At 72.7% G+C, this 26267-nt stretch carries 32 protein-coding genes; 10 read left to right on the top strand and 22 right to left on the bottom strand.

Annotation, left to right across the window (positions count from 1 at the left end):
• Positions 1-218: 218 nt before the first annotated feature.
• Together AB0L29_RS03315 and AB0L29_RS03310 are read right to left on the bottom strand one after the other, a co-directional pair.
• Positions 219-977: an HAD family hydrolase gene (locus tag AB0L29_RS03315; RefSeq protein ID WP_365822803.1), complete on the bottom strand. Its 759-nt coding sequence runs from the start codon at positions 975-977 to the stop codon at positions 219-221.
• Positions 977-1828: a GntR family transcriptional regulator gene (locus AB0L29_RS03310; protein WP_365823413.1), complete on the bottom strand. Its 852-nt coding sequence runs from the start codon at positions 1826-1828 to the stop codon at positions 977-979. Before AB0L29_RS03310 ends, AB0L29_RS03315 begins: the two co-directional genes overlap by 1 nt.
• A 209-nt stretch (positions 1829-2037) precedes the next feature.
• On the opposite strand from AB0L29_RS03310, the gene AB0L29_RS03305 reads away from it, so the two are divergent.
• Positions 2038-2226, top strand: a complete 189-nt coding sequence (locus AB0L29_RS03305) for a hypothetical protein (RefSeq protein WP_365822801.1) — start codon at positions 2038-2040, stop codon at positions 2224-2226.
• A gap of 39 nt (positions 2227-2265) precedes the next feature.
• Here the strand turns inward: AB0L29_RS03305 and AB0L29_RS03300 are convergent, their stop codons facing one another.
• The 3 genes from AB0L29_RS03300 to AB0L29_RS03290 form a co-directional block, all read right to left on the bottom strand.
• On the bottom strand, positions 2266-3198 hold the full coding sequence (locus AB0L29_RS03300; protein WP_365822799.1) for a GntR family transcriptional regulator: 933 nt from the start codon (positions 3196-3198) through the stop codon (positions 2266-2268).
• Between the two features lie 303 nt (positions 3199-3501).
• Positions 3502-4758, bottom strand: coding sequence for a GNAT family N-acetyltransferase (locus AB0L29_RS03295; protein WP_365822797.1), 1257 nt, complete (start codon positions 4756-4758; stop codon positions 3502-3504).
• 190 nt (positions 4759-4948) lie between these two features.
• Positions 4949-5581, bottom strand: a complete 633-nt coding sequence (locus tag AB0L29_RS03290) for an aerial mycelium formation protein (RefSeq protein WP_365822795.1) — start codon at positions 5579-5581, stop codon at positions 4949-4951.
• Positions 5582-5761: 180 nt separating this feature from the next.
• Here AB0L29_RS03290 and dtd point away from each other — a divergent pair, with 180 nt between their 5' ends.
• Complete coding sequence (gene dtd / locus AB0L29_RS03285; RefSeq protein WP_365822793.1) at positions 5762-6187, top strand: D-aminoacyl-tRNA deacylase; 426 nt, start codon at positions 5762-5764, stop codon at positions 6185-6187.
• Positions 6188-6261: 74 nt separating this feature from the next.
• Here dtd and AB0L29_RS03280 read toward each other — a convergent pair whose 3' ends face one another.
• From AB0L29_RS03280 to AB0L29_RS03255, 6 genes are all read right to left on the bottom strand, one after another.
• A complete protein-coding gene (locus AB0L29_RS03280) occupies positions 6262-7227 on the bottom strand; it encodes a folate-binding protein (RefSeq protein ID WP_365822791.1) in 966 nt (321 codons plus the stop codon).
• Between the two features lie 10 nt (positions 7228-7237).
• The gene (locus AB0L29_RS03275; RefSeq protein WP_365822790.1) at positions 7238-7690 is read right to left on the bottom strand and encodes a transcriptional repressor; all 453 of its coding nucleotides are present in this window, start codon (positions 7688-7690) and stop codon (positions 7238-7240) included.
• Positions 7691-7719: 29 nt separating this feature from the next.
• Positions 7720-8376 (bottom strand): restriction endonuclease subunit S, encoded by a 657-nt coding sequence (locus tag AB0L29_RS03270; RefSeq protein WP_365822788.1) that lies wholly within the window; start codon positions 8374-8376, stop codon positions 7720-7722.
• Positions 8373-10034 (bottom strand): N-6 DNA methylase, encoded by a 1662-nt coding sequence (locus tag AB0L29_RS03265; RefSeq protein WP_365822786.1) that lies wholly within the window; start codon positions 10032-10034, stop codon positions 8373-8375. The genes AB0L29_RS03270 and AB0L29_RS03265 overlap by 4 nt, the downstream gene beginning before the upstream one ends.
• Positions 10035-10080: 46 nt before the next feature.
• The gene (locus tag AB0L29_RS03260) at positions 10081-10749 is read right to left on the bottom strand and encodes a hypothetical protein (RefSeq protein WP_365822784.1); all 669 of its coding nucleotides are present in this window, start codon (positions 10747-10749) and stop codon (positions 10081-10083) included.
• 554 nt (positions 10750-11303) lie between these two features.
• Positions 11304-11879 carry an FABP family protein gene (locus AB0L29_RS03255; RefSeq protein WP_365822782.1) on the bottom strand — a complete coding sequence of 192 codons (576 nt, stop codon included), beginning with the start codon at positions 11877-11879 and terminating at the stop codon, positions 11304-11306.
• Between the two features lie 240 nt (positions 11880-12119).
• Between AB0L29_RS03255 and AB0L29_RS03250 the strand changes: the two genes are divergently transcribed.
• Positions 12120-12482: a DsrE family protein gene (locus tag AB0L29_RS03250; protein ID WP_365822780.1), complete on the top strand. Its 363-nt coding sequence runs from the start codon at positions 12120-12122 to the stop codon at positions 12480-12482.
• Here the strand turns inward: AB0L29_RS03250 and AB0L29_RS03245 are convergent.
• The 9 genes from AB0L29_RS03245 to AB0L29_RS03205 form a co-directional block, all read right to left on the bottom strand.
• Positions 12476-12856 (bottom strand): VOC family protein, encoded by a 381-nt coding sequence (locus AB0L29_RS03245; protein WP_365822778.1) that lies wholly within the window; start codon positions 12854-12856, stop codon positions 12476-12478. The genes AB0L29_RS03250 and AB0L29_RS03245 overlap by 7 nt on opposite strands.
• An 80-nt stretch (positions 12857-12936) precedes the next feature.
• Entirely contained in the window at positions 12937-13197 is a 261-nt protein-coding gene (locus AB0L29_RS03240; protein WP_365822776.1) for a DUF3099 domain-containing protein, read from the bottom strand.
• A 94-nt stretch (positions 13198-13291) separates the two neighbouring features.
• Positions 13292-13579, bottom strand: a complete 288-nt coding sequence (locus AB0L29_RS03235) for a DUF1416 domain-containing protein (RefSeq protein WP_187825660.1) — start codon at positions 13577-13579, stop codon at positions 13292-13294.
• Between the two features lie 42 nt (positions 13580-13621).
• A complete protein-coding gene (locus AB0L29_RS03230) occupies positions 13622-14467 on the bottom strand; it encodes a sulfurtransferase (protein ID WP_365822774.1) in 846 nt (281 codons plus the stop codon).
• A 137-nt stretch (positions 14468-14604) separates the two neighbouring features.
• Positions 14605-14685 (bottom strand): putative leader peptide, encoded by an 81-nt coding sequence (locus tag AB0L29_RS03225; protein ID WP_350310325.1) that lies wholly within the window; start codon positions 14683-14685, stop codon positions 14605-14607.
• A gap of 197 nt (positions 14686-14882) precedes the next feature.
• Positions 14883-15620 carry a DUF2993 domain-containing protein gene (locus AB0L29_RS03220; protein WP_365822772.1) on the bottom strand — a complete coding sequence of 246 codons (738 nt, stop codon included), beginning with the start codon at positions 15618-15620 and terminating at the stop codon, positions 14883-14885.
• Positions 15621-15835: 215 nt separating this feature from the next.
• Positions 15836-17020 carry a hypothetical protein gene (locus AB0L29_RS03215; protein ID WP_365822771.1) on the bottom strand — a complete coding sequence of 395 codons (1185 nt, stop codon included), beginning with the start codon at positions 17018-17020 and terminating at the stop codon, positions 15836-15838.
• 3 nt (positions 17021-17023) lie between these two features.
• On the bottom strand, positions 17024-17278 hold the full coding sequence (locus AB0L29_RS03210; RefSeq protein WP_365822769.1) for a MoaD/ThiS family protein: 255 nt from the start codon (positions 17276-17278) through the stop codon (positions 17024-17026).
• A 77-nt stretch (positions 17279-17355) separates the two neighbouring features.
• Positions 17356-18291, bottom strand: coding sequence for an alpha/beta fold hydrolase (locus tag AB0L29_RS03205; protein WP_365822767.1), 936 nt, complete (start codon positions 18289-18291; stop codon positions 17356-17358).
• 218 nt (positions 18292-18509) lie between these two features.
• Between AB0L29_RS03205 and AB0L29_RS03200 the strand changes: the two genes are divergently transcribed.
• The 5 genes from AB0L29_RS03200 (at position 18510) to AB0L29_RS03180 (ending at position 23841) form a co-directional block, all read left to right on the top strand.
• Entirely contained in the window at positions 18510-19289 is a 780-nt protein-coding gene (locus tag AB0L29_RS03200) for a response regulator transcription factor (RefSeq protein ID WP_365822765.1), read from the top strand.
• A gap of 70 nt (positions 19290-19359) precedes the next feature.
• Positions 19360-20382 carry a LacI family DNA-binding transcriptional regulator gene (locus AB0L29_RS03195; RefSeq protein ID WP_365822763.1) on the top strand — a complete coding sequence of 341 codons (1023 nt, stop codon included), beginning with the start codon at positions 19360-19362 and terminating at the stop codon, positions 20380-20382.
• 164 nt (positions 20383-20546) lie between these two features.
• Positions 20547-21551, top strand: coding sequence for a trypsin-like peptidase domain-containing protein (locus tag AB0L29_RS03190; RefSeq protein ID WP_365822761.1), 1005 nt, complete (start codon positions 20547-20549; stop codon positions 21549-21551).
• Between the two features lie 95 nt (positions 21552-21646).
• Positions 21647-22384 carry a response regulator transcription factor gene (locus AB0L29_RS03185; protein ID WP_365822759.1) on the top strand — a complete coding sequence of 246 codons (738 nt, stop codon included), beginning with the start codon at positions 21647-21649 and terminating at the stop codon, positions 22382-22384.
• Entirely contained in the window at positions 22381-23841 is a 1461-nt protein-coding gene (locus tag AB0L29_RS03180) for a HAMP domain-containing sensor histidine kinase (RefSeq protein WP_365822757.1), read from the top strand. The genes AB0L29_RS03185 and AB0L29_RS03180 overlap by 4 nt, the downstream gene beginning before the upstream one ends.
• Positions 23842-24242: 401 nt before the next feature.
• Here the strand turns inward: AB0L29_RS03180 and AB0L29_RS03175 are convergent, their stop codons facing one another.
• Positions 24243-24449, bottom strand: coding sequence for a DUF397 domain-containing protein (locus tag AB0L29_RS03175; RefSeq protein WP_365822756.1), 207 nt, complete (start codon positions 24447-24449; stop codon positions 24243-24245).
• Positions 24446-25270, bottom strand: coding sequence for a helix-turn-helix transcriptional regulator (locus tag AB0L29_RS03170; RefSeq protein ID WP_365822754.1), 825 nt, complete (start codon positions 25268-25270; stop codon positions 24446-24448). Before AB0L29_RS03170 ends, AB0L29_RS03175 begins: the two co-directional genes overlap by 4 nt.
• A gap of 134 nt (positions 25271-25404) precedes the next feature.
• Here AB0L29_RS03170 and AB0L29_RS03165 point away from each other — a divergent pair, with 134 nt between their 5' ends.
• Together AB0L29_RS03165 and AB0L29_RS03160 are read left to right on the top strand one after the other, a co-directional pair.
• Positions 25405-25635 carry a hypothetical protein gene (locus AB0L29_RS03165; protein WP_365822752.1) on the top strand — a complete coding sequence of 77 codons (231 nt, stop codon included), beginning with the start codon at positions 25405-25407 and terminating at the stop codon, positions 25633-25635.
• The gene (locus AB0L29_RS03160) at positions 25632-25985 is read left to right on the top strand and encodes a hypothetical protein (protein WP_365822750.1); all 354 of its coding nucleotides are present in this window, start codon (positions 25632-25634) and stop codon (positions 25983-25985) included. Before AB0L29_RS03165 ends, AB0L29_RS03160 begins: the two co-directional genes overlap by 4 nt.
• Positions 25986-26267 lie beyond the last annotated feature (282 nt).

The raw sequence follows: 26267 nt of genomic DNA, 5'->3' as shown, positions 1-26267 counted from the left end.
CCGCGGGCCGCTCCCGGCAGGGAAGGATGAGCACACCCTAGTGGCAGCGGGGTCCCCCCACGACCGGAGCCGGGGGGACCCTGGTACGAACGAAGCACCGGGCCCGGTGGCCCTCCGCGAAGGCGCCCCGGCGTCCCCGCGCCGGCCGGCGGCCGCACTCGCGCGGGCGAAGGGCGGACGCCGGCGGTCCGGGCCGGCCGAAGCGTCCCGCCGGTGGTTCAGGCCCGGCCGCGCAGGGCCTTCAGCACGGTCTCCAGGGAGGCCACGATGCACGACGGTGCCACGCCCGCCTCCAGCAGGGCGTCGGCCTTCCTCTGGTTGCGCGCGTAGCCGAGGAAGGGGACCCGGGCCTTCTGGGCGGCCTCGAAGTCCGTCACGGCGTCGCCGAACATCAGTGCCCGCGCCGGATCGGCACCCATCGCGTCGAGCGCCTGGAGCAGGCAGTGCGGGTGCGGCTTCATCAGGTCGAGGTCCGCTGTGCGCCCGCAGATGTACGGGAAGCATCCGGCGAGGCCCCGGGTGTCTATGTAGGCGGCGGCAGCGCGGGGCGAGTTGTTGGTGGTGACGGCGAACCCGACGCCCAGGGCCGACCAGGTCCTGATGAGCGGATCGGCGTACGGCGTGGGATAGGCGCCGGGTACGGCCTCCAGCTCCTGCCGGGTGAGCCATTCCTCCAGCTCCCCGATCAGGCCGCTGTCCGGGCGCCGCCTGCTGACACCGAGCAGGACACCGTGCGGATCGCGGTCGAGGCGTTCCCCCTCGGTCAGGAGCCCGCCGAGCCCCAGCCGGTCGATCAGCCTCACCAGCCCCCGCGCCACCTCGTCCGCCGGGTGCCCGGCGAACAGCCGGCAGATGGGCCCGTCCAGGTCCCACAGGACGTGACGGACCGGGGCGAGCAGTCTTCGCACTTCCTCCGCCGATGCCGTCGTCCGGGTCGTCCGGCCGGTCTGCTCGGTCTGTGTCGTGTCAGAAGTCACTAGGAGAGTGTCAGGTCCGTCGTGATGGTTTCCCAGAGGGCGTCGAACCACTTCTGGGATTCGTCCACGAACGCGGCGTCGCGGGCGCCCGCCCGCTTCGCGAAGGAGAAGAGCAGCGACTGGGAGCCCAGGGCGTCGTACATGTCGAGGGTCCGGTCGCCCCACTCCTCCGCGCGCCGGGCGAGCATGTAGTACCCGATCAGCGCCTCGCCGCCGTTGAGCAGGTACAGCTTGACCGGCGGCGTGAACGGCAGGGCGCGGAACCGGACGCGCACGTCGATGCCGTGGGTGGCGCGCACGGCGTGCAGGTTGTGCTGGAGGACCCGCAGCTGGGCGTTGCGCATCTGCAGCCACCGCCGGTGGACCGGGTCGTCGTCACCGCCGCCCTCGACGAGGACGGGGAAGGCGAGGTTGATGTCGCGGGAGGGCACCAGGACGCGGAAGTCGATCGACCGGGGGCGGATGCGGCCCTCGTGGATGAGCCGGAGCGGCTCGCCCAGCGCCACCATCAGGGTCTCGGAGGTGTGGCACACGACGTCGAGACGGACCTCCTCGGCCGCGAACGCCTCCGACAGCCGCGGCGCCAGCGAGACCATCGTCGGCTGCGGTTCTCCCCGCGCCGGAGCCGGCTCGGCGACCCGCGGCGGGCTGCCCTTGCTGACGTGGGTCAGCAGGCCGTCCTCCTGCAGTGCCCGCAGGGCCTGGCGCACGGCGCCGCGTTCCACGCCGAACTCCTCGGCGAGTTCGGCCTGGGTGGGCAGGCGCTCGCCCGCCCTGAGCTCGCCGGCGCGGATGCGGTCCCGCAGGACGTCGGCGATCTCCCGGGGCGAGAACCTTCTGCTGCCGTTCACTGCCACGCTCTCCTGGGTCACGGCCAAACGCTACAACTCCGACCTACTCAAGGGGAGTTGCCCGAAAGTTGTTTATGACTGGTAGCCAAGTGGGGACAACTTAGTCAGAGTTGGTTGCCAACTTGGTCGAGTTGGCGGAAGTTTTACCTCCGGCTCCGGCGCACCACCCCCACGACCGTCCCGTCCAGCAGCCCGAAGGGGGAAAGACCGTGCCCGTCCTCGCCCTCCTCCCCGCCGTCCTCGTCGTCGGCTTCGAGCAGCTCGTCCAGTGGAAGTACGGCGCCGCCGGCATCGTCGGCCTGCTCCTGCTCACCGTCGGCGTCAAGGCCAAGAGCCCGGCGGTCAGCTCCGCCGGCGCGATCGTCCTCGCCCTCCTGATGGCGGGGCCCGCCCTGTGAGCCGCCGCCGCGCCCCCGGGCCGTCCGCCGCGGCGGACGTCAGCCGGTGAGCACCAGCTCCGAACTGATCGTTTCCCACAGCGCGTCGAACCACCGGTGCGACTGCTCCACGAACGTGGTGTCGCGCGGTCCGGCGCCCCGCGAGAAGGGGAATAGCGTCTGCCGGACGCCCTGGGCGTCGTACATCTCCAGGTGCTCGTGGCCGATCTCCTCCTCGCGGCGCGTCAGCGTGTAGTACGCGAACAGCGCCTCCGCCCCGTTGAGCAGGTACAGCTTGACCGGCGGGGTGAAGGGCAGGGCGCGGAAGCAGACGTGCACGTCGATGCCGTGCGTGGCGCGCAGCGCCAGCAGGTTGTGCTCCAGGACCTGGCCCTGGGCGTTGCGCTGGTCCAGCCACCGCCGGTGGACCGCGCCGTCCCCGCCCCGGCCCGCGACGGGCACCGGGAAGGCCAGGTCGATGTCCCGGGAGGGCAGCAGGACGCGGACGTCGATCCTGGCCGGTTTCAGCTCTCCGGCGTGGATCCGGCGCAGCGGTTCGCCGATGGCGAGCGTGAGGGAGACCGAGGTCAGGCACACCGCGTCGATCTCGACGTGCTCGGCGGCGAAGGCGGCCGCGATGCGGGGCGCGAGCGCCACCGTGGTGGGCAGCGGCCGGGCCGCGGGGCCGCTCGGCACGCCGGCGGGGTCGGGGGCGACGGTCGCCGGGCTCCCCTTGGAGACGTTGGTGAGCAGGTGCTCCGACTGCAGGATGCGCAGCGCCTGGCGCACCGCCCCGCGCTCGACGCCGAACTCGCGGGCCAGCTGGGCCTGGGTGGGCATGCGCTGACCCGGCCGCAGCGCCCCGGACCTGATCCGGGCGCGCAGTTCGTCGGCCACCTCGCGGTGTGTCCTGCGTGACGGCTGCGGCCTCTTCCGTCCAGTGGCGGAGGCGTGTTCCGGATCCACGAACACAACACTACAACTTCCCGCCATCTTCGGGCAGTTCAGAACAAGGTGGTTATGAGCCGCTTCCAAGTGGAGATAAGCAAGGTTGAGTTGGCCGCCAACTTGAGCAACATGGTCGAACTTCTCCGAGGTTGGACACCCCGGGCCGACCGGGCTCCTTTCCGGAGGGGAGCCGGGAGTCCGGCCGGCCGGCACAGCCACAACCGCACAGCGACAACCGAACATCGACCGCACAGCCACAACCGAACAACAACCACAACTCAACAGCTCGCTACGGATGAACACCGCACGAGCACCACGCGGCACCCCAGCGTCGTCGGAAAGGAGCGCTCAGAACAGGTCCGGGCACCACGGTCGCCTGGACGTGCGCAGCAGGGCGTCGGCCTGACGGGCGGCGCCCGCTCGTTCTTCCCCGGCCCGGCCCAGCGCCGCCAGCCGCAGCGCCGACTCGTCCCCCAGCCACAAAGCCGCCAACTCGCCTACCCCCAGGACGAGTTCCGCGCTCTCGGTGGTCGGCGTACAGGACGCCCCGTCCTGCGCCGCCTCCAGCCGGTACCGCCCGCCGGCCATCCCGTCCCGGTCGACCACCTCGAGCACCAGCGAGCCCGCGGCGCCGTACGTCCGCGCCTCCAGCGCCCGTACGACGTCCAGGATCCGCACCCACAGCCAGTCCGCCTGCGTGGTGATCCTGGCGGCACGCGCGTCCGGCAGGAAGAACGGCAGCAGGTCGTCGGGGGCCCGCCAGCCGCTCTTCACCCGCGTGATCCAGTCGATCGAGCACAGGTAGCGCCACAGGGCGCGCTCGGCGGCCGGCGTCACCCCGGTCAGCCAGTTGACGGTCGCCGTGTTCAGCGGCTGCTTGGCGTCGCCCCACTTGTCGTCCGCCTGGTACGACACCAGCCCCTCGACCTCGCCGGCCGCCGAGCGGTACACGGCGTAGAACGGCTCGGTCCACGCCGGGCCGAACCGCACGGCACCGGTGTTGATCCTCCACCACAGCTCGCTGCGGCTGACCGCGCCCGGCTGGACACGGCGCAGCCGCTCGTGCAGCTCGGGGCCGAGCTTGCGGACGTCCTCGCCGTCCACCAGGTCGATGCGGCCGCCGTCCTCCGGGCCCGCCCAGCGGGGGTCGAGACCGGTGCGCGGCACGTCGATCGTCCACTCGGACGTCCAGGTGGCGGGGCCGAAGCCGTACCGGCCGTAGATCGGGTACTCGGCGGCGATCAGCGTCGCCACGACGTCCCCGCGCTCCTTCGCCGCCGCCAGGTCCCGGGCCATCATGCGGGTGAGCAGGCCGCGGCGGCGGTGGGTCGGGGAGACGGTGACGTTGGAGATGGCGTCGGCGGGCACGAAGGCGCCGCCGACCGCGGTCACCTCCTGCGTGAAGGAGCGGAACGTCGCGACGCAGCGGCCGTCGTCGAAGGCGCCGAGCAGACGGCCGGGCACGAACTGGTTGCGGCGGGCGTCGAGGACGTCCTCGGTGACGGTGGGCTCGCGCAGGAAGCCGGTGTTCAGGGCGCGGTTCCAGTCGGCGTACTCGGCTTCGGTGACGGCGTGCACGTCGATGCGGTCGGCGGGGGAGGTCATGGGGTCACGCTAGGGGCCGGGCGGACAGGTGTCGCATGATTTTCACCCCGCCCCACGACGGCGCCCGGGCCCCCTTTGCCCGCGCCGGCGGCGGGGCGGAGGAGGGGGCTGGGCGGGGGCGGGCGGGGCGCGGGCCTTCGCACCGAGCGGCCCGCCGCGGCACACGGCCCGGGCCCGCCGGGCCGTGGCGTCACACGAGCAGGTCGTCGACCTGCGCCTCCCCGTCCCGGTACCGGCGGGCGATCTCAGCGCTGCAGTCGTCGGCGGTGCGCTGCAGCCGCTGCCGCCGCCGGGACACCTGCTGCTCGTAGCGCACCAGCCGCCCCATCGCGGCGTTCAGCTCCGGGTCCGTGCGGGCGTCCAGGTCGGACAGCTCCACCTCGGAGAGCATCTCGGCGGCCAGCCGCCGGTACTCCTCGCCGTGCGGGGTGCCGAGGGTCACGTGGCGGGCCGAGGAGCGCTGCCGGGCGGGGGGGTCGCGCAGGATCTCCGGCAGGCGCTCGACCACGGACGCCTCCGCCGGTGCGGCCACGGAGGCCGCGCCGACCGGCGCGCGCCGCGCCAGCTCCGCGCGCAGGATGTCGATGCGCCCCTGCAGCAGCCGCCGTACGTAGCTGAGGTCGGCCTCGTCGCGCTGGGCCTCCCGGCGCAGGGCGCGCAGCTCGGTCAGGCTCAGCGCGACCAGGTGGTGCCCGGACCGCTCCTCGGGCAGCGGCGGACTGTCCGTGCGCTGGGTGGGCGGCCTGTGGTACTCCAGGTCCCCGGCCCGCGCGTGGGCCGACGAGACAGCCCCAGGCGGCTGCCCGGTACTCGGTGTGCTCATGTGTCCCTACCGTCCCCTCGACCGGCGTGTGGGAAGCATCGTGCCACCCCACGTGGGTGCTATGGGAGCGAGTGCCCACGATCAACCCCAGATGGGGGGTTAAGGAGCAATAATCGGCCGATCGGGGACCCTTTCGAACCATCCTGCGGGCCCTGTTGCGCGTTTCGGCATGATGGGCGTATGCGTGCAGTGGTGCAGAGGGTGGACGGCGCGAGCGTCGTCGTGGACGGCGAGACGGTGGGGGCGATCGAGGGCGAGGGGCTGTGCGTCCTCGTCGGCGTCACCCACGAGGACACCAAGGAGAAGGCGGCCCAGCTGGCCCGCAAGCTCTGGTCGATCCGCGTGCTGCGCGACGAGAGGTCGTGCAGCGACGTCGACGCGCCGCTGCTCGTCGTCAGCCAGTTCACCCTCTACGGCGACGCCCGCAAGGGGCGCCGCCCCACCTGGAACGCGGCGGCGCCCGGCGACGTGGCCGAGCCGCTCGTCGACGAGGTGGTCGCGCAGCTGCGCTCCCTGGGCGCGACGGTGGCCACGGGCCGCTTCGGCGCGCAGATGCGGGTGTCCCTGACGAACGACGGCCCGTTCACCGTGCTCGTCGAGGTCTAGCACGGCGCACCCAGGCTCTCTCGTCCGGATCGGGCCCGGGCTCGCGGGGTCCGGCCCGATCCGGACGAGGGACCTCAGGGCTCGACGACGACTTCCTGGGCCGCCGCGGTGTCCCCCGCCAGCAGCGGGGCGTCCACCGGCACGTTCCGCTTGACCAGGGCGAGGGCGACCGGCCCGAGCTCGTGGTGGCGTACGGACGTCGTGACGAACCCGACCTTGCGGCCGTCGGGCCCGTCCTCGGCGAGGCGGATCTCCGTGCCGTGCGGGGGCAGGTGGACCTCGCTGCCGTCCAGGTGCAGGAAGACCAGCCGGCGCGGCGGCTTGCCCAGGTTCTGGACGCGGGCGACGGTCTCCTGGCCGCGGTAGCAGCCCTTCTGCAGGTGCACCGCGCTGCCGATCCAGCCCAGCTCGTGCGGGATGGTGCGGTGGTCGGTCTCGAAGCCCAGGCGCGGCCGGCACCGCTCGACGCGCAGCGCCTCGTGGGCGAGGAGCCCGGCCGGCGGCCCGGCCTTCTCGGCGTACGCCGCCAGCTCGGCGCGCGGCAGGAACAGGTCGCGGCCGTACGGCGTCTCGCGGACGACGGCGTCCTCGGGCACCTCGGCGATCGAGCCGGCCGGCAGGTGCACGACGGCGACGTCGGCCGTGCGGTCGGCGACCTCGACCCGGTAGAAGAACTTCATCGACTCCAGGTACGCGATCAGCGCCTCCTGGGTGCCGGGCTCCACGTGCGCCCAGACCGTCCCGCCGTCGTCCACCAGGTACAGGGCGTGCTCGATGTGGCCGTGCGCGGACAGGATCAGCGCCTCGGTGGCCTGTCCGGCCGGGAGCTCGCTGACGTGCTGGGTGAGCAGCAGGTGCAGCCAGCCCAGCCGGTCCTCGCCGGAGACGGTGACCACACCCCGGTGGGAGAGGTCGACGAAACCGGTGCCGTCGGCGAGGGCGCGCTGCTCGCGGAACAGGTCGCCGTAGTGGGCGGCGACGCCTTCGTCCACGCCTTCGCCGGGCACGGCGCCGGGCAGGGACAGCAGAGGGCTCTTCATGTCCCCAAGCCTACGACTCGGTAGTTGAAGTCTTGCCGTTCGAGTTCCCGCTCGAACAGTCCCGGCACCGGCCGAAGATCGCGAAGTGCTTCATGTCGGTGTCGAAGCCGAACTGCTCGCGCAGCTTGGCCGTGAACTCGGCGGCCACCGACAGGTCGGCCTCGATCACCGAGGTGCAGTCCCGGCACACCAGGTGGATGTGGTGGTGCCGGTCGGCGAGGTGGTAGGTGGGGGCACCGTGCCCGAGGTGGGCGTGGCTGACCAGCCCGAGTTCCTCCAGGAGCTCCAGCGTCCGGTAGACGGTGGAAATGTTGACCCCCGACGCCGTCTTCCTCACCTCGCCGAGGATGTCGTCGGGGGTCGCGTGCTCAAGGGTGTCCACGGCTTCGAGCACGAGTTGCCGCTGCGGGGTCAGCCGGTAGCCGCGCTGCCGCAGATCGCTCTTCCAGTCGGTGCTCACCACCCTGCCAAGTCTAGGGCCAGGGCCCCGCCTCACGCCCCGGCCGCCAGCACGCCGCTCGTCAGGGCGTCGGCGAGCGTGCTGCGGTACTCGCGGGTCGCCCGGACGATCTCGGTGTGGGTGCGGATCTTGTCGTCGAGCGCGGCGAGTACGGCCCCGATCGCCTCCTGCTCGGCGTCCGGCGGCAGGAGCACCGGCAGCTCGCCCAGGGTCCGGATGCTCACGGACGGGACGACCGCCCCGGCCGCCCGCGTCCTGATCCAGTCCTGGGCGCTCGCCGCGCTCAGGTAGGCGGCGAGGTACGCCGGCCGGACCGGCCCCGTCCTCGGGAGGCGGAGCCTGACCAGGTTGGGGTGGAACAGCCAGCCCGCGTGGTCCTCGGTCACCAGGGCGCACCGGCCCACCGTGCCCGTGCGGGTGAGGAGGATGTCGTCCTCGGCCAGCTCGTACTTCACCAGGGTCCGGGCCCGGTCCCACGAGACGGCGGGCACCTCCGCGGCCCCGCCCGGGACGATCCGCCGGCCGTGCAGGTCGCGCGGCAGGACGACCGGTACCCCGCCGTCGGCCAGGGAGCGGCCCCTGTCCTCGTGGCGTCCGCCTCCCGGGCCCGCCTGGATCGAGGCGCACAACTCCCCCAGGGGGCGGCGCAGCCAGCCGTCCGGCGGTACCGGGTCCTCGGTCGTCGTCACAGTCCGTACCTCCTGAGCAGCCGGGCCGCCTCGGCGTCCACCGCCTCGGCCCGCAGGTGCAGGGCCTCGATCTCACCGGCCAGACCGGCCAGCCGGTTCCGTACCTCATCGCGGTCGCCGGCGGAGGCCGACGTCCTGGCGGGCGCCCGCACGTGGAGTGCGGGGTCCAGACGATGACCTTGCGCGGCGATGTCCCCGAGCGGCACGGACCGGCCCAGACCGGGTGTCCCGGCGAAGGCCCTTCCGTCCGTCCTCGCCGCCCGCCAGGACACGTATTCCCCGACCAGGCGTGCGATGTCGTCGTCCGCCAGGACCGACCGGGTCCGGGACACCCGGTGGCCGAGGCCCTCGCCGTCCACGAACAGCACCTCGTCGTCCGGCGGGGCCGGGGCGCCGGGGGCGCGCAGGAACCAGATGTGCGTCTTGACCGCGGTGAGCGTGAAGAGCCCGGCGGGCAGCGCCACCACGCATTCCACGGCCCCGGCGTCGACCAGCCCGGCCCGGACCACCCCGGCGGCGCCTTCGTTGAAGGCCGCCCCGGCGGGCATCAGCACCGCGGCCCGGCCTCCGGGCGCGAGTCGCGAGACGACGTACTGCAGCCAGTCGAACTCGGTTCGACGGACCGGCCCGTAGGTCCAGTGGGCGGGCGGTGCCACGTCGTCGGGGAGGCGGCCGAAGGGCGGATTGGTGAGGACGAGGTCGAAGGCGGCGGGTGGGTCGGCGGGGCCGAGGGCCGGGGTGACGGGCCCCTCTCCCAGGCGCACCTCGCACCCGTGGTGCACCCGCAGGCTCATCCCCGCCACCTGTCGCTCGCGTGCCGCGGGCGCCCTGCCGCTCAGGCGGGGCGGCGGCGTGCCGCCCCGTTCGGCAACCGCGTCCAGGTAGGCGACGAGGAGTTCGCCGGTACGGCCGTACGGATCGTGCACGTTCACCGCGCCGGGCCGGACCGCGGCGAGGGCTCCGGCCATGACACGGGTGACCGAGGGCGGGGTGAGGAACTGGCCGCCCTCGCGTGCGTAGGCGGCACGCCACAGCACCAGCACGTGGTCGAAGGCCTCCCGGGCCTCTTCCGGCGAACCGGGCGGCACGCGGTCGAGCATGCGGGGCAGCTCGCCCAGCAGGCCGCGGGGGAACGCCTTCTCCGGCGGGTCGTAGTCGCGCACCATCCGGGTGAGGCTGTCCACGGTCCCGGGCAGGTCGCCGGGCTCCAGGATCCGGATGACGACGAAGAACAGCAGCCATTCGAGATAGCGGTCCAGCGGCATCGGCCCCCGCAACCGGTCCGCCTCCGGCCCCGCGAGCCGCTTCACCGTCCTGAGCAGCCCCCCGGCCGCTCCCCCGGTCAGTCCCGCCCGGAACCGGTCGCCGTAGGTCGTTCCGGCCGGTTCGCCGGGGTGCAGGGCGTTCGCGGGGACGGCTCGCCCGGACAGCCAGGCCAGCACCTCGCCGGCGCGGAACTTCTCGAGCCCGGCGCCCGGCGCGTCCCCGGGCTCGCCGTCCCGGGCCGCGGGCGAGGGGAAGTCCGCGTGCCGCCGCTCCCAGTTGGTGACGGCGGGGCGCTTCACCCCGGCGAGCCGCGCGATGTCGGGCCGGGAGACCAGCACGTCGGCGAAGTCCTCACCGCCGGCGTCACCAGATCGCCTGTCGAAGCCGGTCACAGCGTCTCCTGAGATGTCTCTTCGGTCCCCCGGTCCGGAACGAACGTCAGAACTGCGGCGGCCGGGTACCGCCCAGGGCGTGCGCCCGGCCCGCGAGTACGTCCGGGAACCTGTCCATGGCCTGCACTTCCTTGGCCATGTCGGGGTTGAGGTAGCCAAGGACGCGGTAGATCTTGGCATGGTCGGCGGCCAGGTGCCGGTGGAAGACCGGCTCGTGGTGCATGATCCGGTTCCGGAGCCGGACCAGTGACAGCAGGCCGTCGTGCAGGTCGGCGCGCCGCCCGGAGTAGTACGGGAACGCCTTGTGCGTGGCGGGCACCCAGAAGCCGCGGTCGTACCCCCGCGCACCGCTCACCAGGGAGATCCAGAACCCGAACGTCAGCTCGGCGACGATGCCGTCCACGGGGGCCGGGACCGTCCCGGTCCGCTCGCACTTCCCGCGTGCCTCGGCGATGTGCCGGAGGCCGTTGCGGTTCAGCGGCGCGCTCTCCCACCAGTCCGGTCTGCCGTGGCATCGCGTCAGCTCGTCGTGCAGGGCGTTGCGCAGCGTGACTTCGAGGCAGTGCAGGGGGCCGTAGAGCGCCGACGACACCGCCACGTTCCACCAGTACAGGCGCGTCGCCACCGCGGCGTCGCCGTGCGCCGCCGCCAGGTAGACGGCCATGCGCGGCCTGGAGAAGGCCTTCAGCAACCACGCCGGCAGTTCGTTCCCCACTGGTGTCCCCCTGCGCTCGAAAGGCACGCCTTATCAGCGTGCTACCGCGTTCCTGGATGTGCCGTGTTACATTCGGTGCGTACGCCCTGGGTCCGCCTCTGCTGAGCAAGCCGCCCAGAGCACGGCCTTCGAAGCCCCGGTCGCAGGGATGTTGCGACCGGGGCTTCGTGCATGCGGGCAGGCCGGTGGGACAGCTCCACGCGGCCTCGGCACCGCTCCCCGAAGACACGCACCACCGTAGCGGGACAGCCCGCCACGATCAAGCGCATTGCCTTGCAATGAATTCTGTTAACCCACTGGGAGGGTTCACAGATACGGGTGGCATCGCTGCTCACGCACAGGGGGACACATTCGCTCGAACGTCAGCTCGGCTGGCGGCATGTCGTCACGACCGGCGGCCGGGCCGTCCGGGGCGGCCCGCACGTCATGCCTGCCCGGAGGGGGTCGGTCCGGGCTGCGACACCCGCTCCGCTGCTGCCCGGCGAAGCGACGGCGGCAACACCACGGGCCGCAGGGAAGTCCTGCGGCCCGTGGAGCGAGGAGAGGGGCGAGTCCTACTTGAAGAAGGCGATCCCGTCGTCGGGCAGGTCGTCCGGGAGGGCCTTGGCCCAGCGCTCGACCTCCTCGGGGGTGACGACCTTCTTCAGGTGCGCCGACATGTAGGGGCGCAGCTCGACCTCGGGGGTCTGCTTCTCGCCGACCCACATCAGGTCGCTCTTGACGTAGCCGTACAGCCGCTTGCCACCGCTGTAGGGGCGGGAGGCGGCCGTGCGCGCCACCGCGTCGGTCACCAGGTCGATCTGCGGCTTCTTGTCGGCCAGCTCGCCGTACCAGATCTCGACGACGCCGTCGTCGCGGGTCATCGTCACCTCGACCTTGCGGTCGGCGTCGACGCGCCAGAAGCCGTGCTCGGACTCCAGCGGCCTGACCTTGTTGCCGTCCTTGTCGAGGACCCAGGTGTGCGAGTGGTACTCCAGGAAGTCCCGGCCGTCGTGCGTGAAGGTGACCTCCTGACCGAAGTTGCACTTCTCGGCGCCGGGGAAGTCGTGCACGCCCGCGCCCGCCCAGTTGCCGAGCAGGAAGGCGAGGGGGACGAGGTCCTTGTGGAGGTCGGACGGGATCTCGATCATCAGCAGAAGTTCCTAGGGGTGGGTCAGCGCTGGCCCTGGTACAGCTTCTTCACGGTCAGCCCGGCGAAGGCGAGCACGCCGACGCAGACCAGGACCAGCAGGATTTCGAAGAAGAGTTCCACGGGGTGCTCCTCGGTGGGCGGAGGGTGGTGCGGTGCACGGGGCCGGGCCCCAGCTTACGCGGCCGGGGCCCGGCGTTCCCCGTGAGGTGCGCCCTGCCCCGGGCCGTACGATTCCGGCATGGTGAAGAAGCTCGTGATCAAGGTGACGGCGGGGGCCGACGCTCCCGAACGCTGCTCGCAGGCGTTCACGGTGGCGGCGGTGGCCGTGGCCAGCGGTGTGGAGGTCTCGCTGTGGCTGACCGGCGAGTCCTCCTGGTTCGCGCTGCCCGGCCGTGCCGCCGAGTTCGAGCTGCCGCACGCCGCCCCGCTGCCCGACCTGATCGAGTCGGTCCTGGCGGGCGGCCGCGTCACGCTGTGCACCCAGTGCGCGGCGCGCCGCGAGATCACGGAGAAGGACGTCCTGGAGGGCGTGCGGATCGCCGGGGCGCAGGTCTTCGTTCAGGAGGCCCTGGCGGACGGCGCGCAGGCGCTCGTCTACTGATCCGCGGGCCGCGTCTCGAAGTACAGGCAGAAGGGGTGCCCCGCCGGGTCCAGCAGCACCCGTACGTCCCGCTGCGGCTGGTACGCGGCGAGCCGGGCGCCCGCGGCGACGGCCCGCGCGGTCTCGCGCTCCAGGTCCTCGGCGTCGTCGACCTCGATGTCCAGGTGGATCATCATCTGCTGCCGGCCGGGCTCGCCCGGCCAGACGGGCGGGACGTAGGCGGGCTCGCTCTGGAAGGCCAGCCCGGTGGGGCCGTCCGGCGGCCGGATGTGCACCCAGTCGGGCTCCTCCTCACCGCGCCGGACGCGCCAGCCGGGCAGCAGCCGCAGGTAGAACTCCGCCAGTTCGCGCGCGTCCGGTGCGTCCAGGGTCACCGCCGCCAGTCTCACCCGGTCCCCCCTCGTCGACGGTCTCGTCGGTCTGCAGGTACCCCCGGCGCCCGGACCGACACCCCTCACCTCGGGCGCTTCCTGCCGTCCAGCTCGTCCCACCACTCGTCGGACCGGGGATCGCCCGAGGGGTCGTCCCACCACCGGTCCTCCGGCCCGCGCCGGTTGGCGACCACGGCCGCGAGCGGCGGGAGGACCATGGCCACCACGCACATGCCCACGGCCACCGGCACCGACCACAGCCGCACGACGCCCCAGGCCAGCACGAACAGCACGATGCAGCCGCCCATCATCGCGAAGTACGTGCGACGCCGCCGTGCGTACATGCCTCCAGCGTAGATCCGTGCCCCCGGGCACGCAGGAGGGCCGCACCCCAGGCGTCCAACCCGAGGGGTGCGGCCCTTCTGCCGTTGCGTGCCGTCAGACGGCGATCGCGACCTCCGCCAGGCCGCCCTGCTGGGCGACGACCGTGCGGTCGGCGGTGGCGCCGGGCACGAGGGCGCGGACGGTCCAGGTGCCCTCGGCCGCGTAGAAGCGGAACTGTCCGGTCGCCGAGGTCGGCACCTCGGCGGTGAACTCGCCGGTCGAGTCGAGCAGGCGGACGTAGCCCTGCACCGGCTCACCGTCGCGGGTCACCTGGCCCTGGATGGTGGTCTCACCGGGCTTGATCGTCGAGGCGTCGGGGCCGCCGGCCTTCGCACCACACATGTCGTACTCCTGAAGAGGTCTGGAAAGGTCGGTCGGGTGGGACTACTTGGCTGCGCCGAGCTCGATCGGCACGCCGACGAGGGAGCCGTACTCGGTCCAGGAGCCGTCGTAGTTCTTGACGTTCTCCACGCCGAGCAGCTCGTGCAGCACGAACCAGGTCAGCGCGGAGCGCTCGCCGATGCGGCAGTAGGCGATGGTGTCCTTGGACAGGTCGACGTTCTCCTCCTCGTAGAGCTTCTTCAGCTCGTCCTCGGACTTGAACGTGCCGTCGTCGTTGGCGTTCTTCGACCACGGGATGTTCCGGGCGCTCGGGACGTGGCCCGGACGCTGCGACTGCTCCTGCGGCAGGTGGGCCGGGGCCAGCAGCTTGCCGGAGAACTCGTCGGGCGAGCGCACGTCGACCAGGTTCTGCGAGCCGATCGCGGCCACGACGTCGTCGCGGAAGGCGCGGATGGAGGTGTCCTGCGGCTTGGCCCGGTACTCGGTCCTCGGGCGCTCGGGCACCTCGTCGCCGGGAACCAGCTCGCGGGCGTCGAGCTCCCACTTCTTGCGGCCGCCGTCGAGGAGCTTGACGTTCTCGTGGCCGTAGAGCTTGAAGTACCAGTAGGCGTACGCGGCGAACCAGTTGTTGTTGCCGCCGTAGAGGACCACGGTGTGGTCGTTGGAGATGCCCTTCTCCGACAGGAGCTTCTCGAAGCCCTCCTGGTCGACGAAGTCACGGCGGACCGGGTCCTGCAGGTCCTTGGTCCAGTCGATCCGGATGGCGTTCCTGATGTGGTTCTTGTCGTACGCCGACGTGTCCTCGTCGACCTCGACGATCGCGATGGACGGGTCGTCCAGGTGGTCCTGCAGCCAGTCGGCATCGACCAGGACGTCGCTGCGGCTCATGCTCTTTCTCCTCCGGGGCAGTTGCGGCGGGGCGTGCGAGTGAGAGGCGTGCGCGCTCGCGGCGGGGCGGCGCACGGGTGCCCTGGGACAGGGCTGCGGTGGACGCGGACGCCGGCGCGCGGGCCGGTGCCGTCCGCTCAGAAGGTGCGACAGAGCATGGCGGCAACGCGGCACAGGTCCACTGCCCGCCGCTTCGTGAGATCCGCCTGTCGCTTCATGCCGTCGATCGTAGGGACGGTCGGGCGGGCGTGTCACCGGCGTGTCGCATATTGAGACGGGACCGTCCGCGATGCGGGACGAACATCCTTGCGAGCAGGTGCCCGCAGGCCTTGGGGAGGGCCGCTTTCCCCCGCATATCTACGCTACGGACAGCGCCGTCTCACCCTCCGGACATCCCCGGTCGGCCGCCCCTCCCCTACCCGGCCAGCCGGACGTCGGAACCCTTCACCGTGATCTCGACGCCGTCCTCGGCGGGCACGACCCTGTCGAGCTCGATGCCGCCGGGCAGCCCGTCGATCCTCTGCTCGAAGTCGGTGATCGCCCGGACCCGCCCCTCGGCGAGGTCGACGCCGGCGAAGCTGGGCAGGGAGTCGGCGTCCACGCGGACGGTGCCGTCCTGCACCGCGACCGAGCTGAGCACCTGGACCGGCTCGGGCAGCTTCCTGCCGAGCACCGTCGCCTCGACGGCCACCCGGATCTTGCCGTTGCCGCCGTCGGACAGGCCGACCACGTGGGCGGTCACACCGGGGGCGACCTGGGTGGGCTCGGACTCGGCGGCCCTGAGCAGCTCCTCGTAGGAGACGGTCGCGGTGCCGGTGGCGCTGGCGGCGACGGCGGAGCTGTAGTCGCCGGAGAACTCGACGCCCTTCATGTCGGCACGCAGGTCGTCGATACGGATCCTCCCCTCGCCGCCGCCGGTGGTGGCCTCGTACTCCTCGATGCCGACCTCGACGTCGTCGAGCGCGCCGGAGGCCACCTGGGTGAGGAAGGGGAAGCCCTTGATGGACACGTCGGGGGTGACGGAGAGGTTCTCGTTGGCCTTCAGCCGGTCCGCGGCCTCGTTCTCGGCGAAGTTGACCGCGAGGCGGTCGGCGATCACGAAGAGGCCGCCGAGGACCACGACGACGATCAGCAGTATTCGCAGTGCGCGCATTGCGGTTTTCCCCCACCTGGGCGGTCGACGACGGTCCCGACGACCGAAGGGCCGTCCACAGCGCGAGGGTAACCCCGCCGGGGGCGCGGACCGCGGGATTGTCGATCAGCTGTGACAGGAGGTCCGGGGGCGGTGACCGGAGGCGGGGCGTCCGCCCGCGGCGCCGGGCGCGGGGGCGCCGGCCGGCCGGGGCCGGCGCGGGCGCCCCCGCGGTGTCAGGCGATCACGCGCCCCAGCACGTAGACGGCGGGCGCGGCCGCCGCCAGCGGCAACGCCACCCCGGCCGTGAAATGGACGAAGCGTGAGGGGTAGTCGTAGGCGGCCACCCGGTGGCCGATCAGCGCGCAGACCGCCGCGCCCGCGCCGAGCAGCGCGCCCGGCGTGCCGGTTCCCGTCATCCCGCCGGCCGCCGCCCCCGCCCCCGCCGCGGCGAGCAGCGCGACGACCACCGACACCGGCGTCGGCAGCGGCAGCGCGCGTGCCAGGGCCGCCGCCGCCACCGCGACCGCGCCGACCGTCACCGCGTCGGCCGCGGCCACCAGGTACCCGCCCGCGACGATCGCCAGCGCCGCCGCGACCACGGTCGCCATCAGGCCGTACATCCGCTCGTCGGGGTCCGCGTGCGAGCGGAGCTGCAGGACCAGCGCCAGCAGCACCCACACTCCGAGCGTGCCCAGGATCGCCGCCGGCGCCCGTCCGGACACCAGCAGCGCCACGTCCGCGGCCAGCGCCCCCGCGAACCCCAGCGCGATGCCCTGGCGCGCCGGCCACATCCCGTTCAGCCGGAACCAGCCGGCGGCGGTCACCGCCTGGAGCACCACCAGCGGCACGAGGAGGGCGTACGTGCCCAGCTGCGCCGCGCCCGCGAGCAGCAGCCCCAGCAGCGCCGTCAGCGCGGCCGGCTGCCCCCCGGGGTCGATGATCGGCGACCGTCCCTCCGCCCGGGCCCGCTGGGCATCGGTGATCCGCGTGTTGCCGGCGAGGGTGGCGGGCCCGTAGGCGGGCGCGCCGGCGGCCGCGGGAGCGGGGGTCCCGGCCGGCGCCGGGGCCGCCGGGGTCGCCGGGGTCGCCGGGGCGGGGTGCCGGTACGCCGTCTGCCGGTACTCCACCGGCGGCAGGTACGCGGTCTCGGCCGCGGCTCCCGGCGCGGGCAGCGGCGGCTGGGTCTGCGTCTCCCAGGTCTGCCCCTGCCACTGCTGCGTGTACTGCTGCGCGGCGTGCGGATCGTCGTAGCCCTGCTGTTGCCCGGGCCACGCCGCCTGCTGCTGCGGGTGCCCGTGGGCCTGCGGGTGTCCGTGGGCCTGTGGCTGCTCCGGCCCCTGCCAGGCCTGCGGCTGGTGTCCGCCGTACGGCTCGTACCCCTCGTACGAACCGCCGTTCCCATACGACCGGTCGGTCATCGCTCATCCTCCTGCGAACGGCGGGAGCACCTCGACCGTGCCGCCGTCGGCCAGTCGTACCGTCTCATGCGCGCGGGTGCCCACGGGATCACCGTCGACCAGGAACGAGCACCGCCGCAGGACGCGCACGAGTTCGCCGGGGTGGCGCTCGCGCACCGCGTCGAGCGCCTCGGCGAGCGTGGCCGCCTCGTACGGCTCCTCGGCCGCCCCGGCCGCGGCCTTGGCGGCGGCCCAGTAGCGCACCGTGACCTTTGGCATCTGGTTCCTCGATTACAGATCACATGAATCACATGGCGCCCACCCCGACGGTGGGCGCGACGGTGAACACCGTCAGGCTAGCCCGCCCGGGCCACCGCCCAGTCCCCGATCCGGCGCAGCAGCTCCCCGGCCGCCGCGTGCTCGGCGTGGCCCATGCCGGGCTCCAGCCAGAGCTCGCCGTGGTCGCCGGCGGCCGCGGCCAGCGTCCGGGGGTGGTCGACGGGGAAGTAGCCGTCCCGGTCGCCGTGCACGATGAGCAGCGGGGTCGGCGCGATGCGCGGAACCGCCTCGACCGGGGACAGCGGGACCGGGTCCCACGTGCGGTGGTGGATGCGCGTGCGGAAGCCGTAGCGGCCCACCACGCGGCCCTCGGGGCGCGTGACCAGCCAGTGCAGCCGGCGCATGGGGGCCGTGCCCCGGTAGTACCAGCGCGCCGGCGCGCTGACCGACACCACCGCGTCCGTGTGCGCGTCCGTGGGCGCGTCCGTGGGCGCGTCGGTGTGCGCGTCCGTGCGCCCTCCGCCGGGCCGCCCGGACCACCCGGACTGCCCGGACCACCCGGGCTGCCGGTACAGCGCCGCGTGCCGCAGCACCACCGATCCACCCATGGAGAAGCCGACCGTGGCCACCCGCGCGTGCCCGAGCCGGCGTGCCCAGGCCACCGCCGCCGCCAGGTCGAGGACCTCGCGGTCGCCGACGGTGGACCGGCCGCCGGACATCCCGTGGCCCCGGAAGGAGAACGTCACGACCGCCCCGTACCGCGCGAGCGCCCGCACCACCCGCCGCACGTGCGGCCGGTGCGCGTCGCCCGTGAAGCCGTGCGCGACCACGAACACCAGGTCGCGGGAGGGCGGCCGGGGGCCGTCGCGCACGGCCGCGGGCGGGTCGTACACGGAGTCGATCCGCACGCCGTCGGCCGTGCGCAGGAACGTCCGCAAGGGTGCGCCCCCGTTCGTCTCGCGATTCGGACGAACGGTGGATCGTGCCCCATCACCTGCCGAACCCGCGCTCATGTCGGCTATTGTGCTGGGCAGAGGACTCGGGCAGCGTAGCCCCCGGGTCCTTTTGTGCTTTCGGAAGCGTTGTATACGGCGCGGGAAACCGCAGGTGTACGGGGTGTCGACGGCACGCGGCAGTGCCGTGAACGTCTCGCAGGGACCGAGGAGGAACCAGACGTTATGGGCGAGCGAACCGTGCACGAAGTGACGACGCCCCGGGCAGAGGGGGCGCGATGAGTTCTCTGCTGCTCCTGACCAACGCCCTCCAGCCGTCGACGGAGGTGCTCCCCGCCCTCGGCCTGCTGCTGCACAACGTGCGGGTGGCACCGGCGGAGGGACCGGCCCTGGTGGACACGCCGGGCGCCGACGTCATCCTCGTCGACGGGCGCCGCGACCTGCCGCAGGTGCGCAGCCTGTGCCAGCTGCTGCGCTCCACCGGCCCCGGCTGCCCCCTGATCCTCGTCGTGACGGAGGGCGGCCTCGCCGCCGTCACCGCGGACTGGGGCATCGACGACGTCCTCCTGGACACCGCCGGCCCGGCCGAGGTGGAGGCGCGCCTGCGCCTGGCCATGGGCCGCCAGCAGATCGTCGGCGACGACTCCCCGATGGAGATCCGCAACGGCGACCTGTCGGTGGACGAGGCGACCTACAGCGCCAAGCTCAAGGGACGCGTGCTGGACCTCACCTTCAAGGAGTTCGAGCTCCTGAAGTACCTCGCACAGCACCCGGGCCGCGTCTTCACGCGCGCCCAGCTGCTGCAGGAGGTCTGGGGCTACGACTACTTCGGCGGCACCCGCACGGTCGACGTCCACGTACGGCGGCTGCGCGCCAAGCTCGGCCCCGAGCACGAGTCGCTGATCGGCACCGTCCGCAACGTCGGCTACCGCTTCGTGACGCCGGAGAAGGCCGACCGCGCCGCGGAGGAGACCAAGGCCAAGGCAGCCCCGGCGAAAGCGGGTGACGGGGCCGGCACGGCCGTGCCGGCCGCCGCCGAGGCGCGCGCCCGGGCATGACCCGTGCCCGCGGGCAGGGAAGCTCCCGTAAGCCCTGCCCAGAGCGGGTATATCCGCGTAGACTCCGCGCGTGGCCAAGGTGACTCGGGATGACGTGGCGCGGCTGGCGGGGACTTCCACCGCCGTCGTCAGCTATGTCATCAACAACGGACCCCGGCCGGTCGCCCCGGCCACGCGCGAGCGTGTCCTCGCCGCGATCAAGGAGCTCGGCTACCGGCCGGACCGGGTCGCCCAGGCGATGGCCTCGCGACGCACGGACCTCATAGGCCTGATCATCCCGGACGCGCGCCAGCCCTTCTTCGGGGAGATGGCGCACGCGGTCGAGCAGGCCGCCTCCGAGCGCGGGAAGATGGTCCTGGTCGGCAACACCGACTACATCGGCGAGCGCGAGGTCCACTACCTGCGGGCCTTCCTCGGCATGCGCGTCTCGGGGCTCATCCTCGTCAGCCACGCGCTCAACGACCTCGCCGCCGCCGAGATCGACGCCTGGGACGCCCGGATCGTCCTCCTCCACGAGCGGCCCGAGGCCATCGACGACGTCGCCGTCGTCACCGACGACCTGGGCGGCGCCCAGCTCGCCGTCCGCCACCTGCTGGAGCACGGCTACCCGTACGTCGCCTGCATGGGCGGCACGGCCGAGACCCCGGCCGTCGGCGACCCGGTCTCCGACCACGTCGAGGGCTGGCGGCGCGCGATGCAGGAGGCCGGGCTCCCCACCGAGGGCCGCCTCTTCGAGGCCCCGTACAACCGCTACGACGCCTACCGGGTGGGGCTGGACGTGCTCTCCGGGCCCGACCGCCCGCCCGCGATCTTCTGCTCCACCGACGACCAGGCGATCGGCCTGCTGCGCGCGGCGCGCGAACTGCGCATCGACGTGCCCGGCGAGCTCGGGGTCGCCGGCTTCGACGACATCAAGGAGGCGGCGCTCGCCGACCCGCCCCTGACGACGGTCGCCTCCGACCGTTCGGCGATGGCCCGCGCGGCCGTGGACCTCGTCCTCGACGACGGACTGCGGGTGGCCGGGGCCCGCCGGGAGCGGCTGAAGGTGTTCCCGTCGCGGCTGGTGGTACGGCGGTCCTGCGGCTGCGCGTAGCCTGCGGCGGCCGGGTCGGCGGCTCTTTCCGGAGGCCTTTTCATCCGGAGACCTCTTTGTCCGGAGACCTCTTTGTCCGGAGACCTCTTTATATCGGGCATACGAGGTTCTGTCGGGCTTCTCAGGGAGCGCTCAGGGAGCTCTCATGGCCGGGCGACAGGCTCATGGGCATGACCGAGAGCTTCCACCGCAGCGGCGAGTACGAGAACCCCCACGAGGGCCGGCAGCAGGCCCCGGTGAACCCCGAGTGGCCGCCCCCGCCGGCGCACGCCCCGGCGCAGTCCCCGGCGCAGGTCGCCAAGAAGCGCAACCGCGGGCCCGTCGCCCTGCTCGCCGCCGTGGCGATCGTCGCCGCGGCCGTCGGCGGCGGCACCGCGTACGGCATCCAGGAGCTGACCGGCGACGGCACCGTCGCCACCGCCGGCTCCACCGGCACCAACGTGGTGCCCGCCGGCCAGAAGGGCACGATCGCCGGGGTCGCCGAGACGGTCGGCCCGAGCATCGTCGAGATCAACGCCACCTCGAACGCCGGGTCCTCCACCGGCTCCGGCGTGGTCATCACCGGCGACGGCGAGATCATCACCAACAACCACGTCGTCTCCGGCGCCTCGCGGATCAAGGTGACGACGAGCGACGGCAGGTCCTACACCGCCGAGACCGTCGGCACCGACAGCGGGAAGGACCTCGCGCTGATCAAGCTGGAGGGCGCCTCCGGTCTGAAGGCGGCCGCCCTCGGCGACTCCGACGGCGTGCGGGTCGGCGACCAGGTCGTGGCCATCGGCTCCCCCGAGGGCCTGACCGGCACGGTCACCAGCGGCATCGTCTCCGCGCTCGACCGGGACGTGACCGTCTCGACGGGCGGGGGACAGCAGCGGCAGCAGCCGGACGGCGGCTGGCCGTTCGAGTTCGGCGGGCAGCAGTTCAACGGCGACACCGGGTCGGACACCACGACGTACCAGGCGATCCAGACGGACGCCTCCCTCAACCCCGGCAACTCCGGCGGCGCCCTGATCGACATGAACGGCGCCGTCATCGGCATCAACTCCGCGATGTACTCCCCCGCCGGCGCCTCCTCCTCCGACGCAGGCAGCGTCGGCCTCGGCTTCGCCATCCCGATCGACACCGTCAAGGCCGACCTCGCCGGGCTGCGGGCCGGTGCCACCGGCTGACCGCCCCCGGACCCACCGGGAGACGTGCGAGGCTGAGAGCCTGGAAGCCCGGCCCACGCCCCCCGCTCACCACCGCACACGAGGAATCCACGCCCATGAGCCCCGCAGAAGGCGACCGCGACCCCCAGCGCATCCTGATCGTTGACGACGAGCCGGCGGTGCGCGAAGCACTCCGGCGCAGTCTCGCCTTCGAGGGGTACGACACCGAGGTCGCCGTCGACGGCGCGGACGCCCTGCAGAAGGCGGCGGCCTACCGGCCCGACCTGGTCGTCCTCGACATCCAGATGCCCCGCATGGACGGCCTGACCGCCGCCCGCCGGATCCGGGGCGCGGGCGACACCACCCCCATCCTGATGCTGACGGCCCGTGACACGGTCGGCGACCGGGTGACCGGCCTGGACGCGGGCGCGGACGACTACCTGGTCAAGCCGTTCGAACTGGACGAACTGTTCGCCCGCATCCGGGCCCTGCTGCGCCGCAGCTCGTACGCGGCGGCCGTGGGCGCGGGCTCGGCCGAGGACAACGACGTCCTCGCCTTCGCCGACCTGCGCATGGACCTGGCGACCCGCGAGGTCACGCGGGGCGGGCGGCCGGTGGGGCTGACCCGTACGGAGTTCACGCTGCTGGAGATGTTCATGGCGCACCCGCGCCAGGTCCTCACCCGTGAGCAGATCCTGAAGGCGGTGTGGGGCTTCGACTTCGAGCCGTCCTCCAACTCCCTGGACGTGTACGTGATGTACCTGCGCCGCAAGACCGAGGCGGGCGGCGAGCCGCGCCTGGTGCACACGGTGCGCGGTGTGGGGTACGTGCTGCGGCAGGGCGGCGCCGAGTGACCAGGGCGCTGCGCCGCTTCCGGTCGCTGCCGATCCGCTCGCGCCTGGCGCTGCTGGTGGCGGCGGCGGTGGCGTTCGCGGTGGCGGCGGTCTCGGTGACGTGCTGGTTCATCGTGCAGGGGAAGCTGTACGACGAGCTCGACAACGGCCTGGAGTCGTCGGTCGGCACCCTGCGGCCGGACCAGTTCCAGGCCCTCACCAGGACCTGCCCCCAGACGCCTTCGGACTCCCTCGGCATGGGGCCGCGGCCCAAGACCTACGTGCAGGTGGTCCGGGTCGACGGCAGGGTCTGCCTCTTCGACAGCTCCGCGGCCCAGGTGAAGGTCACCGGCGGCGACAGGGCCGTGGCGAAGGACCCCGACCCCGCCGAACCGCCCAGGCTGCGCAACGGCACCGACAGCGACGGCAACGCGGTACGCGTCCTGACCACGGCGGTCGTCATCAAGGACGGGCCCGTGCCGCAGGGCGTCGCCACCGACTACGCCCTCGTCATCGCCGTCCCCCTCAAGGGCACCCAGGCCACCCTCAACGACCTCGCCCTCATCCTCCTGCTGGTCTCCGGCGTGGGCGTCCTCGGTGCCGGTGCTGCCGGGCTCGCGGTCGCCCGCGCGGGCCTGCGCCCGGTGGACAAGCTCACCGAGGCCGTCGAGCACGTGGCCCGCACCGAGGACCTGGGCATCCGCATCCCGGTCGAGGACGACAGCGAGGACGAGATCGCCCGCCTCTCCCGCTCCTTCAACTCCATGACCTCCGCCCTGGCCGGCTCCCGCGACCTGCAGCAGCAGCTCATCGCGGACGCCGGCCACGAACTGCGCACCCCGCTGACCTCCCTGCGCACCAACATCGAGCTCCTCACCCGCAGCGAGGAGACCGGCCGACCGATCCCGGCGGCGGACCGCAAGGAGCTGCTGGCCTCGGTCAAGGCACAGATGACGGAACTGGCCGCCCTGATCGGCGACCTCCAGGAACTCTCCCGCCCGGAGCAGGGGCAGCACGCGGGCAGGACGCAGATCGTCGCGTGGCAGGACATCGTCGAGTCGGCCCTGCGCCGCGCCCGGCTGCGCGGCCCGGAGCTGACGATCACGGCGGACGTCCAGCCGTGGTACGTACGGGCGGAGCCGTCCGCGCTGGAGCGGGCGGTGGTCAACGTCCTGGACAACGCGGTGAAGTTCAGCCCGGAGGGCGGCACGGTCGAGGTGCGCCTGGCCGACGGCGCTCTCACGGTCCGCGACCACGGCCCCGGCATCCCCGCCGACGAACTCCCCCACGTCTTCGACCGCTTCTGGCGCTCCCCGAGCGCACGGGCGCTGCCGGGCTCGGGCCTGGGACTGTCGATCGTGGCCCGCACGGTCCAGCAGGCGGGCGGCACGGTGTCCCTGGGCCCGGCGGAGGGCGGCGGCACGGCGGCGACGATACGGCTTCCCGGGGCGCCCACCCCGCCGCCGGAGGTGCCGTGATCACCCGGGAACGGGGGTCACTCGCCGGGCTGCGGCTTCCGCGTGCCGTAGCGGATCCTTGCCACCTCGTCGACCAGAGCCTTGACCTCGGCGATGTCGGTCGCCTCCGCCGCGCGGTGCTGCAGCTCGGTCACGTGGGCGTCCAGCTCCGGATCACGACGGCATCGGGTTCCGCAGCGTGGGCAGCCATGATCGATGTCCTTCTTCGACGCATCCTGTTCACGACCACAGCCCCGTTCACCGTCCCCCCGCGGATGGTCCACAGGGCGGCTCCGGCCAGGACAGCGGGCCACGGGATGCGTCCACCGAGAAGTAGGTGATCATGTTCTCTGCCATGACGTCACGGTGTCCGAACGGCCGCTCTTCCGTCCTGGTCCCCGACCCGCCTCACTCGACGGTGGTCACACCTCCGCACCCTTGACGCCCGCCAGGAACGACGTCCACGAGCCGGCCCCGAACACGAGCACCGGGCCGTCCGCCTGCTTGCTGTCACGGACCGGGACCATGCCGGGGCAGTTGCCGGCGACCTCGACGCAGTCGTTAGCTCCCCCTTCGCTGTAGCTCGACTTGCGCCACACGGCGGTACTGAGGTCGGGGGTACCCGTCATGATCTGTGCTCCTCCCGTACGTCCCTGATGAACGCGAGCGAGTCCGACGGGGACAGCGCCAGGTCGCGGAGCCGATCGTAGGACAATCGCTGTCGAAGAACCTCGTGCGGATCCTCGATCAACCGGCTGCACCCGTTGCCTTCCTTGTAGGAGACAGCGCTTCCGTCGCTCTGCCAGAGCAGCGTCAAGGACCCGTTCATATGGTGGTGCGCTCCTGCCGAGAACGGCAGTACCTGGAGCGCCACGTTGGGCCACAGTGCGGCGGTCTCGAGGTGCAGTAGCTGATCGTGCCAGGTCTTGCCCCGGGCAGCGGGGCGCCGGAGCGCGAACTCGTCCACGATGATCCGCACTTCGGGTTCCGGTTTCTGACACAGCAGGTACTGGCGCCCGAGCCGCGCCGCCACCTGCTCCTCGACGGCCTCGTCACCGTCCGCCGTTGTCTGGGCTCCAGACAACACCTCCCGGGCGAAGTCCTCGGTCTGGAGGAGTCCTGGAACTCCCGGCGAGAACACCCACATGATCCGCGCTGTCGCCTCCAGCGCCATGTACTCCTTGTACTGGTCCTTGAACGCGTCCAGCCGGGCCGCCTTCCAGTGGCTCAACAGCAGGTCACCCGTGCCGTAATACCCGTCCAGGTCCTCCATGACCGTCACCTTGGACAGCCGCTCACCCGACTCCAGGCGGCTCAGGTAGCTCTTCTCGTAGCCGGTCTCGTCGGCCAGCTGCCCCAGTGACTTCCCGGCCTTCTCCCGCAGGACCCTGAGCGTCTGCCCGAGCATCGCCCGCCCGGAAACCGGCTGAGCGTCAACCTTCTCGCCCACGTCACCCCTCCCCGTTGCCTGGGCGCTGGACAACACCGAACCTCTTCCGCAGCGTACGCGCGATCAGTGACCATCGAGGCACGAACGGTGATCACCGCTCGTCAGACCCCACCCCTCCTTGAAAAGGCACCGCCATGCCCCTGCGCCTGCGCCTGCGTCTCGCCGGACTCTGCGAGACAGCCCTGCTCGCCCTCGTACGGCTCCTGCTGCCCGCCGGGGGGCGCCACCGGGCCACGGCGCCCCGGCCGCCGTCGCTCTCCACGCACTCCCCGCCCCCGGCCGTCGAGCCCGTCTGGTTCGACACCCCGCTCGTACGCCCGTACCTGCTCGCCCTCGGCGAGCACGCGCCGGAGGTGTCCGCATGAGGCTGCTGCCCTGGACGGGCGCCGACGGCAAGCCCTGCTACCTGAGCACCGACAACCCGCACAGCATGCTCTCCCGGCTCGCCGACGAGGTCGAGGCCGCCCAACTCCGCTCCGCCGGACAGGTACTGGCAGGCGCCAGGGCCGTCCTCGGTGACGCCGGGGCCGGTGAGCGGGCCGTGCGGTTCGCGCTGGTCCGGGCCGTCGAGTCCCTGCAGGACGTGCTCCGTGTCGCGGTGAGCCGGGGCGAACGGATCCCCGGCAGCGGCGGCAACCTTTCCGCGCGGGGCGGCGACTGGTCCACCGAACAGGACCGATTCCCCCCGCACGCAGCGGATTCGCCGCATGAGTGAGCTGCGCAGCAAGCCCCGGCACCGCAGAAGCAGGACCGCCCTGGCGGTCGGCCCCCCGGGGTCCGCGCCGGCGAAGGTCAAGGCGGGCCCCGGGCCGTGCCAACGGCATCCCAAGCGCCGATCACGGAACACCCTCGCCCGGCCATGATTCCGCAACGTGAACACGTGGCCGGTCGTTCGACCGTACGTTCCACCGTGTGAATTCCGACAGATCCGCCGGCCACGAGCCGGCCGCCTCCGCCCACCCGCGCCTCTCCGTCGCCTCCCTCGCCCGCCGCGCGC

The sequence above is a fragment of the Streptomyces sp. NPDC052701 genome, assembly GCF_040678355.1.
Lineage (GTDB): Bacteria > Actinomycetota > Actinomycetes > Streptomycetales > Streptomycetaceae > Streptomyces.
This window is presented reverse-complemented; position numbering and strand designations above follow the sequence as displayed.

Coding starts and splice junctions, on each gene's coding strand:
- AB0L29_RS03280 (WP_365822791.1), bottom strand. CDS start 7,227: ATGAAGAGCCCTCTGCTGTCCCTGCCCGGCGCCGTGCCCGGCGAAGGC.
- AB0L29_RS03225 (WP_350310325.1), bottom strand. CDS start 14,685: ATGAAGCGACAGGCGGATCTCACGAAGCGGCGGGCAGTGGACCTGTGC.
- AB0L29_RS03300 (WP_365822799.1), bottom strand. CDS start 3,198: ATGGCGGGAAGTTGTAGTGTTGTGTTCGTGGATCCGGAACACGCCTCC.
- AB0L29_RS03295 (WP_365822797.1), bottom strand. CDS start 4,758: ATGACCTCCCCCGCCGACCGCATCGACGTGCACGCCGTCACCGAAGCC.
- AB0L29_RS03200 (WP_365822765.1), top strand. CDS start 18,510: ATGAGTTCTCTGCTGCTCCTGACCAACGCCCTCCAGCCGTCGACGGAG.
- dtd (WP_365822793.1), top strand. CDS start 5,762: ATGCGTGCAGTGGTGCAGAGGGTGGACGGCGCGAGCGTCGTCGTGGAC.
- AB0L29_RS03205 (WP_365822767.1), bottom strand. CDS start 18,291: ATGAGCGCGGGTTCGGCAGGTGATGGGGCACGATCCACCGTTCGTCCG.
- AB0L29_RS03255 (WP_365822782.1), bottom strand. CDS start 11,879: ATGATCGAGATCCCGTCCGACCTCCACAAGGACCTCGTCCCCCTCGCC.
- AB0L29_RS03220 (WP_365822772.1), bottom strand. CDS start 15,620: ATGCGCGCACTGCGAATACTGCTGATCGTCGTCGTGGTCCTCGGCGGC.
- AB0L29_RS03235 (WP_187825660.1), bottom strand. CDS start 13,579: ATGTGTGGTGCGAAGGCCGGCGGCCCCGACGCCTCGACGATCAAGCCC.
- AB0L29_RS03250 (WP_365822780.1), top strand. CDS start 12,120: ATGGTGAAGAAGCTCGTGATCAAGGTGACGGCGGGGGCCGACGCTCCC.
- AB0L29_RS03215 (WP_365822771.1), bottom strand. CDS start 17,020: ATGACCGACCGGTCGTATGGGAACGGCGGTTCGTACGAGGGGTACGAG.
- AB0L29_RS03190 (WP_365822761.1), top strand. CDS start 20,547: ATGGGCATGACCGAGAGCTTCCACCGCAGCGGCGAGTACGAGAACCCC.
- AB0L29_RS03230 (WP_365822774.1), bottom strand. CDS start 14,467: ATGAGCCGCAGCGACGTCCTGGTCGATGCCGACTGGCTGCAGGACCAC.
- AB0L29_RS03165 (WP_365822752.1), top strand. CDS start 25,405: ATGCCCCTGCGCCTGCGCCTGCGTCTCGCCGGACTCTGCGAGACAGCC.
- AB0L29_RS03290 (WP_365822795.1), bottom strand. CDS start 5,581: ATGAGCACACCGAGTACCGGGCAGCCGCCTGGGGCTGTCTCGTCGGCC.
- AB0L29_RS03185 (WP_365822759.1), top strand. CDS start 21,647: ATGAGCCCCGCAGAAGGCGACCGCGACCCCCAGCGCATCCTGATCGTT.
- AB0L29_RS03240 (WP_365822776.1), bottom strand. CDS start 13,197: ATGTACGCACGGCGGCGTCGCACGTACTTCGCGATGATGGGCGGCTGC.
- AB0L29_RS03210 (WP_365822769.1), bottom strand. CDS start 17,278: ATGCCAAAGGTCACGGTGCGCTACTGGGCCGCCGCCAAGGCCGCGGCC.
- AB0L29_RS03160 (WP_365822750.1), top strand. CDS start 25,632: ATGAGGCTGCTGCCCTGGACGGGCGCCGACGGCAAGCCCTGCTACCTG.
- AB0L29_RS03175 (WP_365822756.1), bottom strand. CDS start 24,449: ATGACGGGTACCCCCGACCTCAGTACCGCCGTGTGGCGCAAGTCGAGC.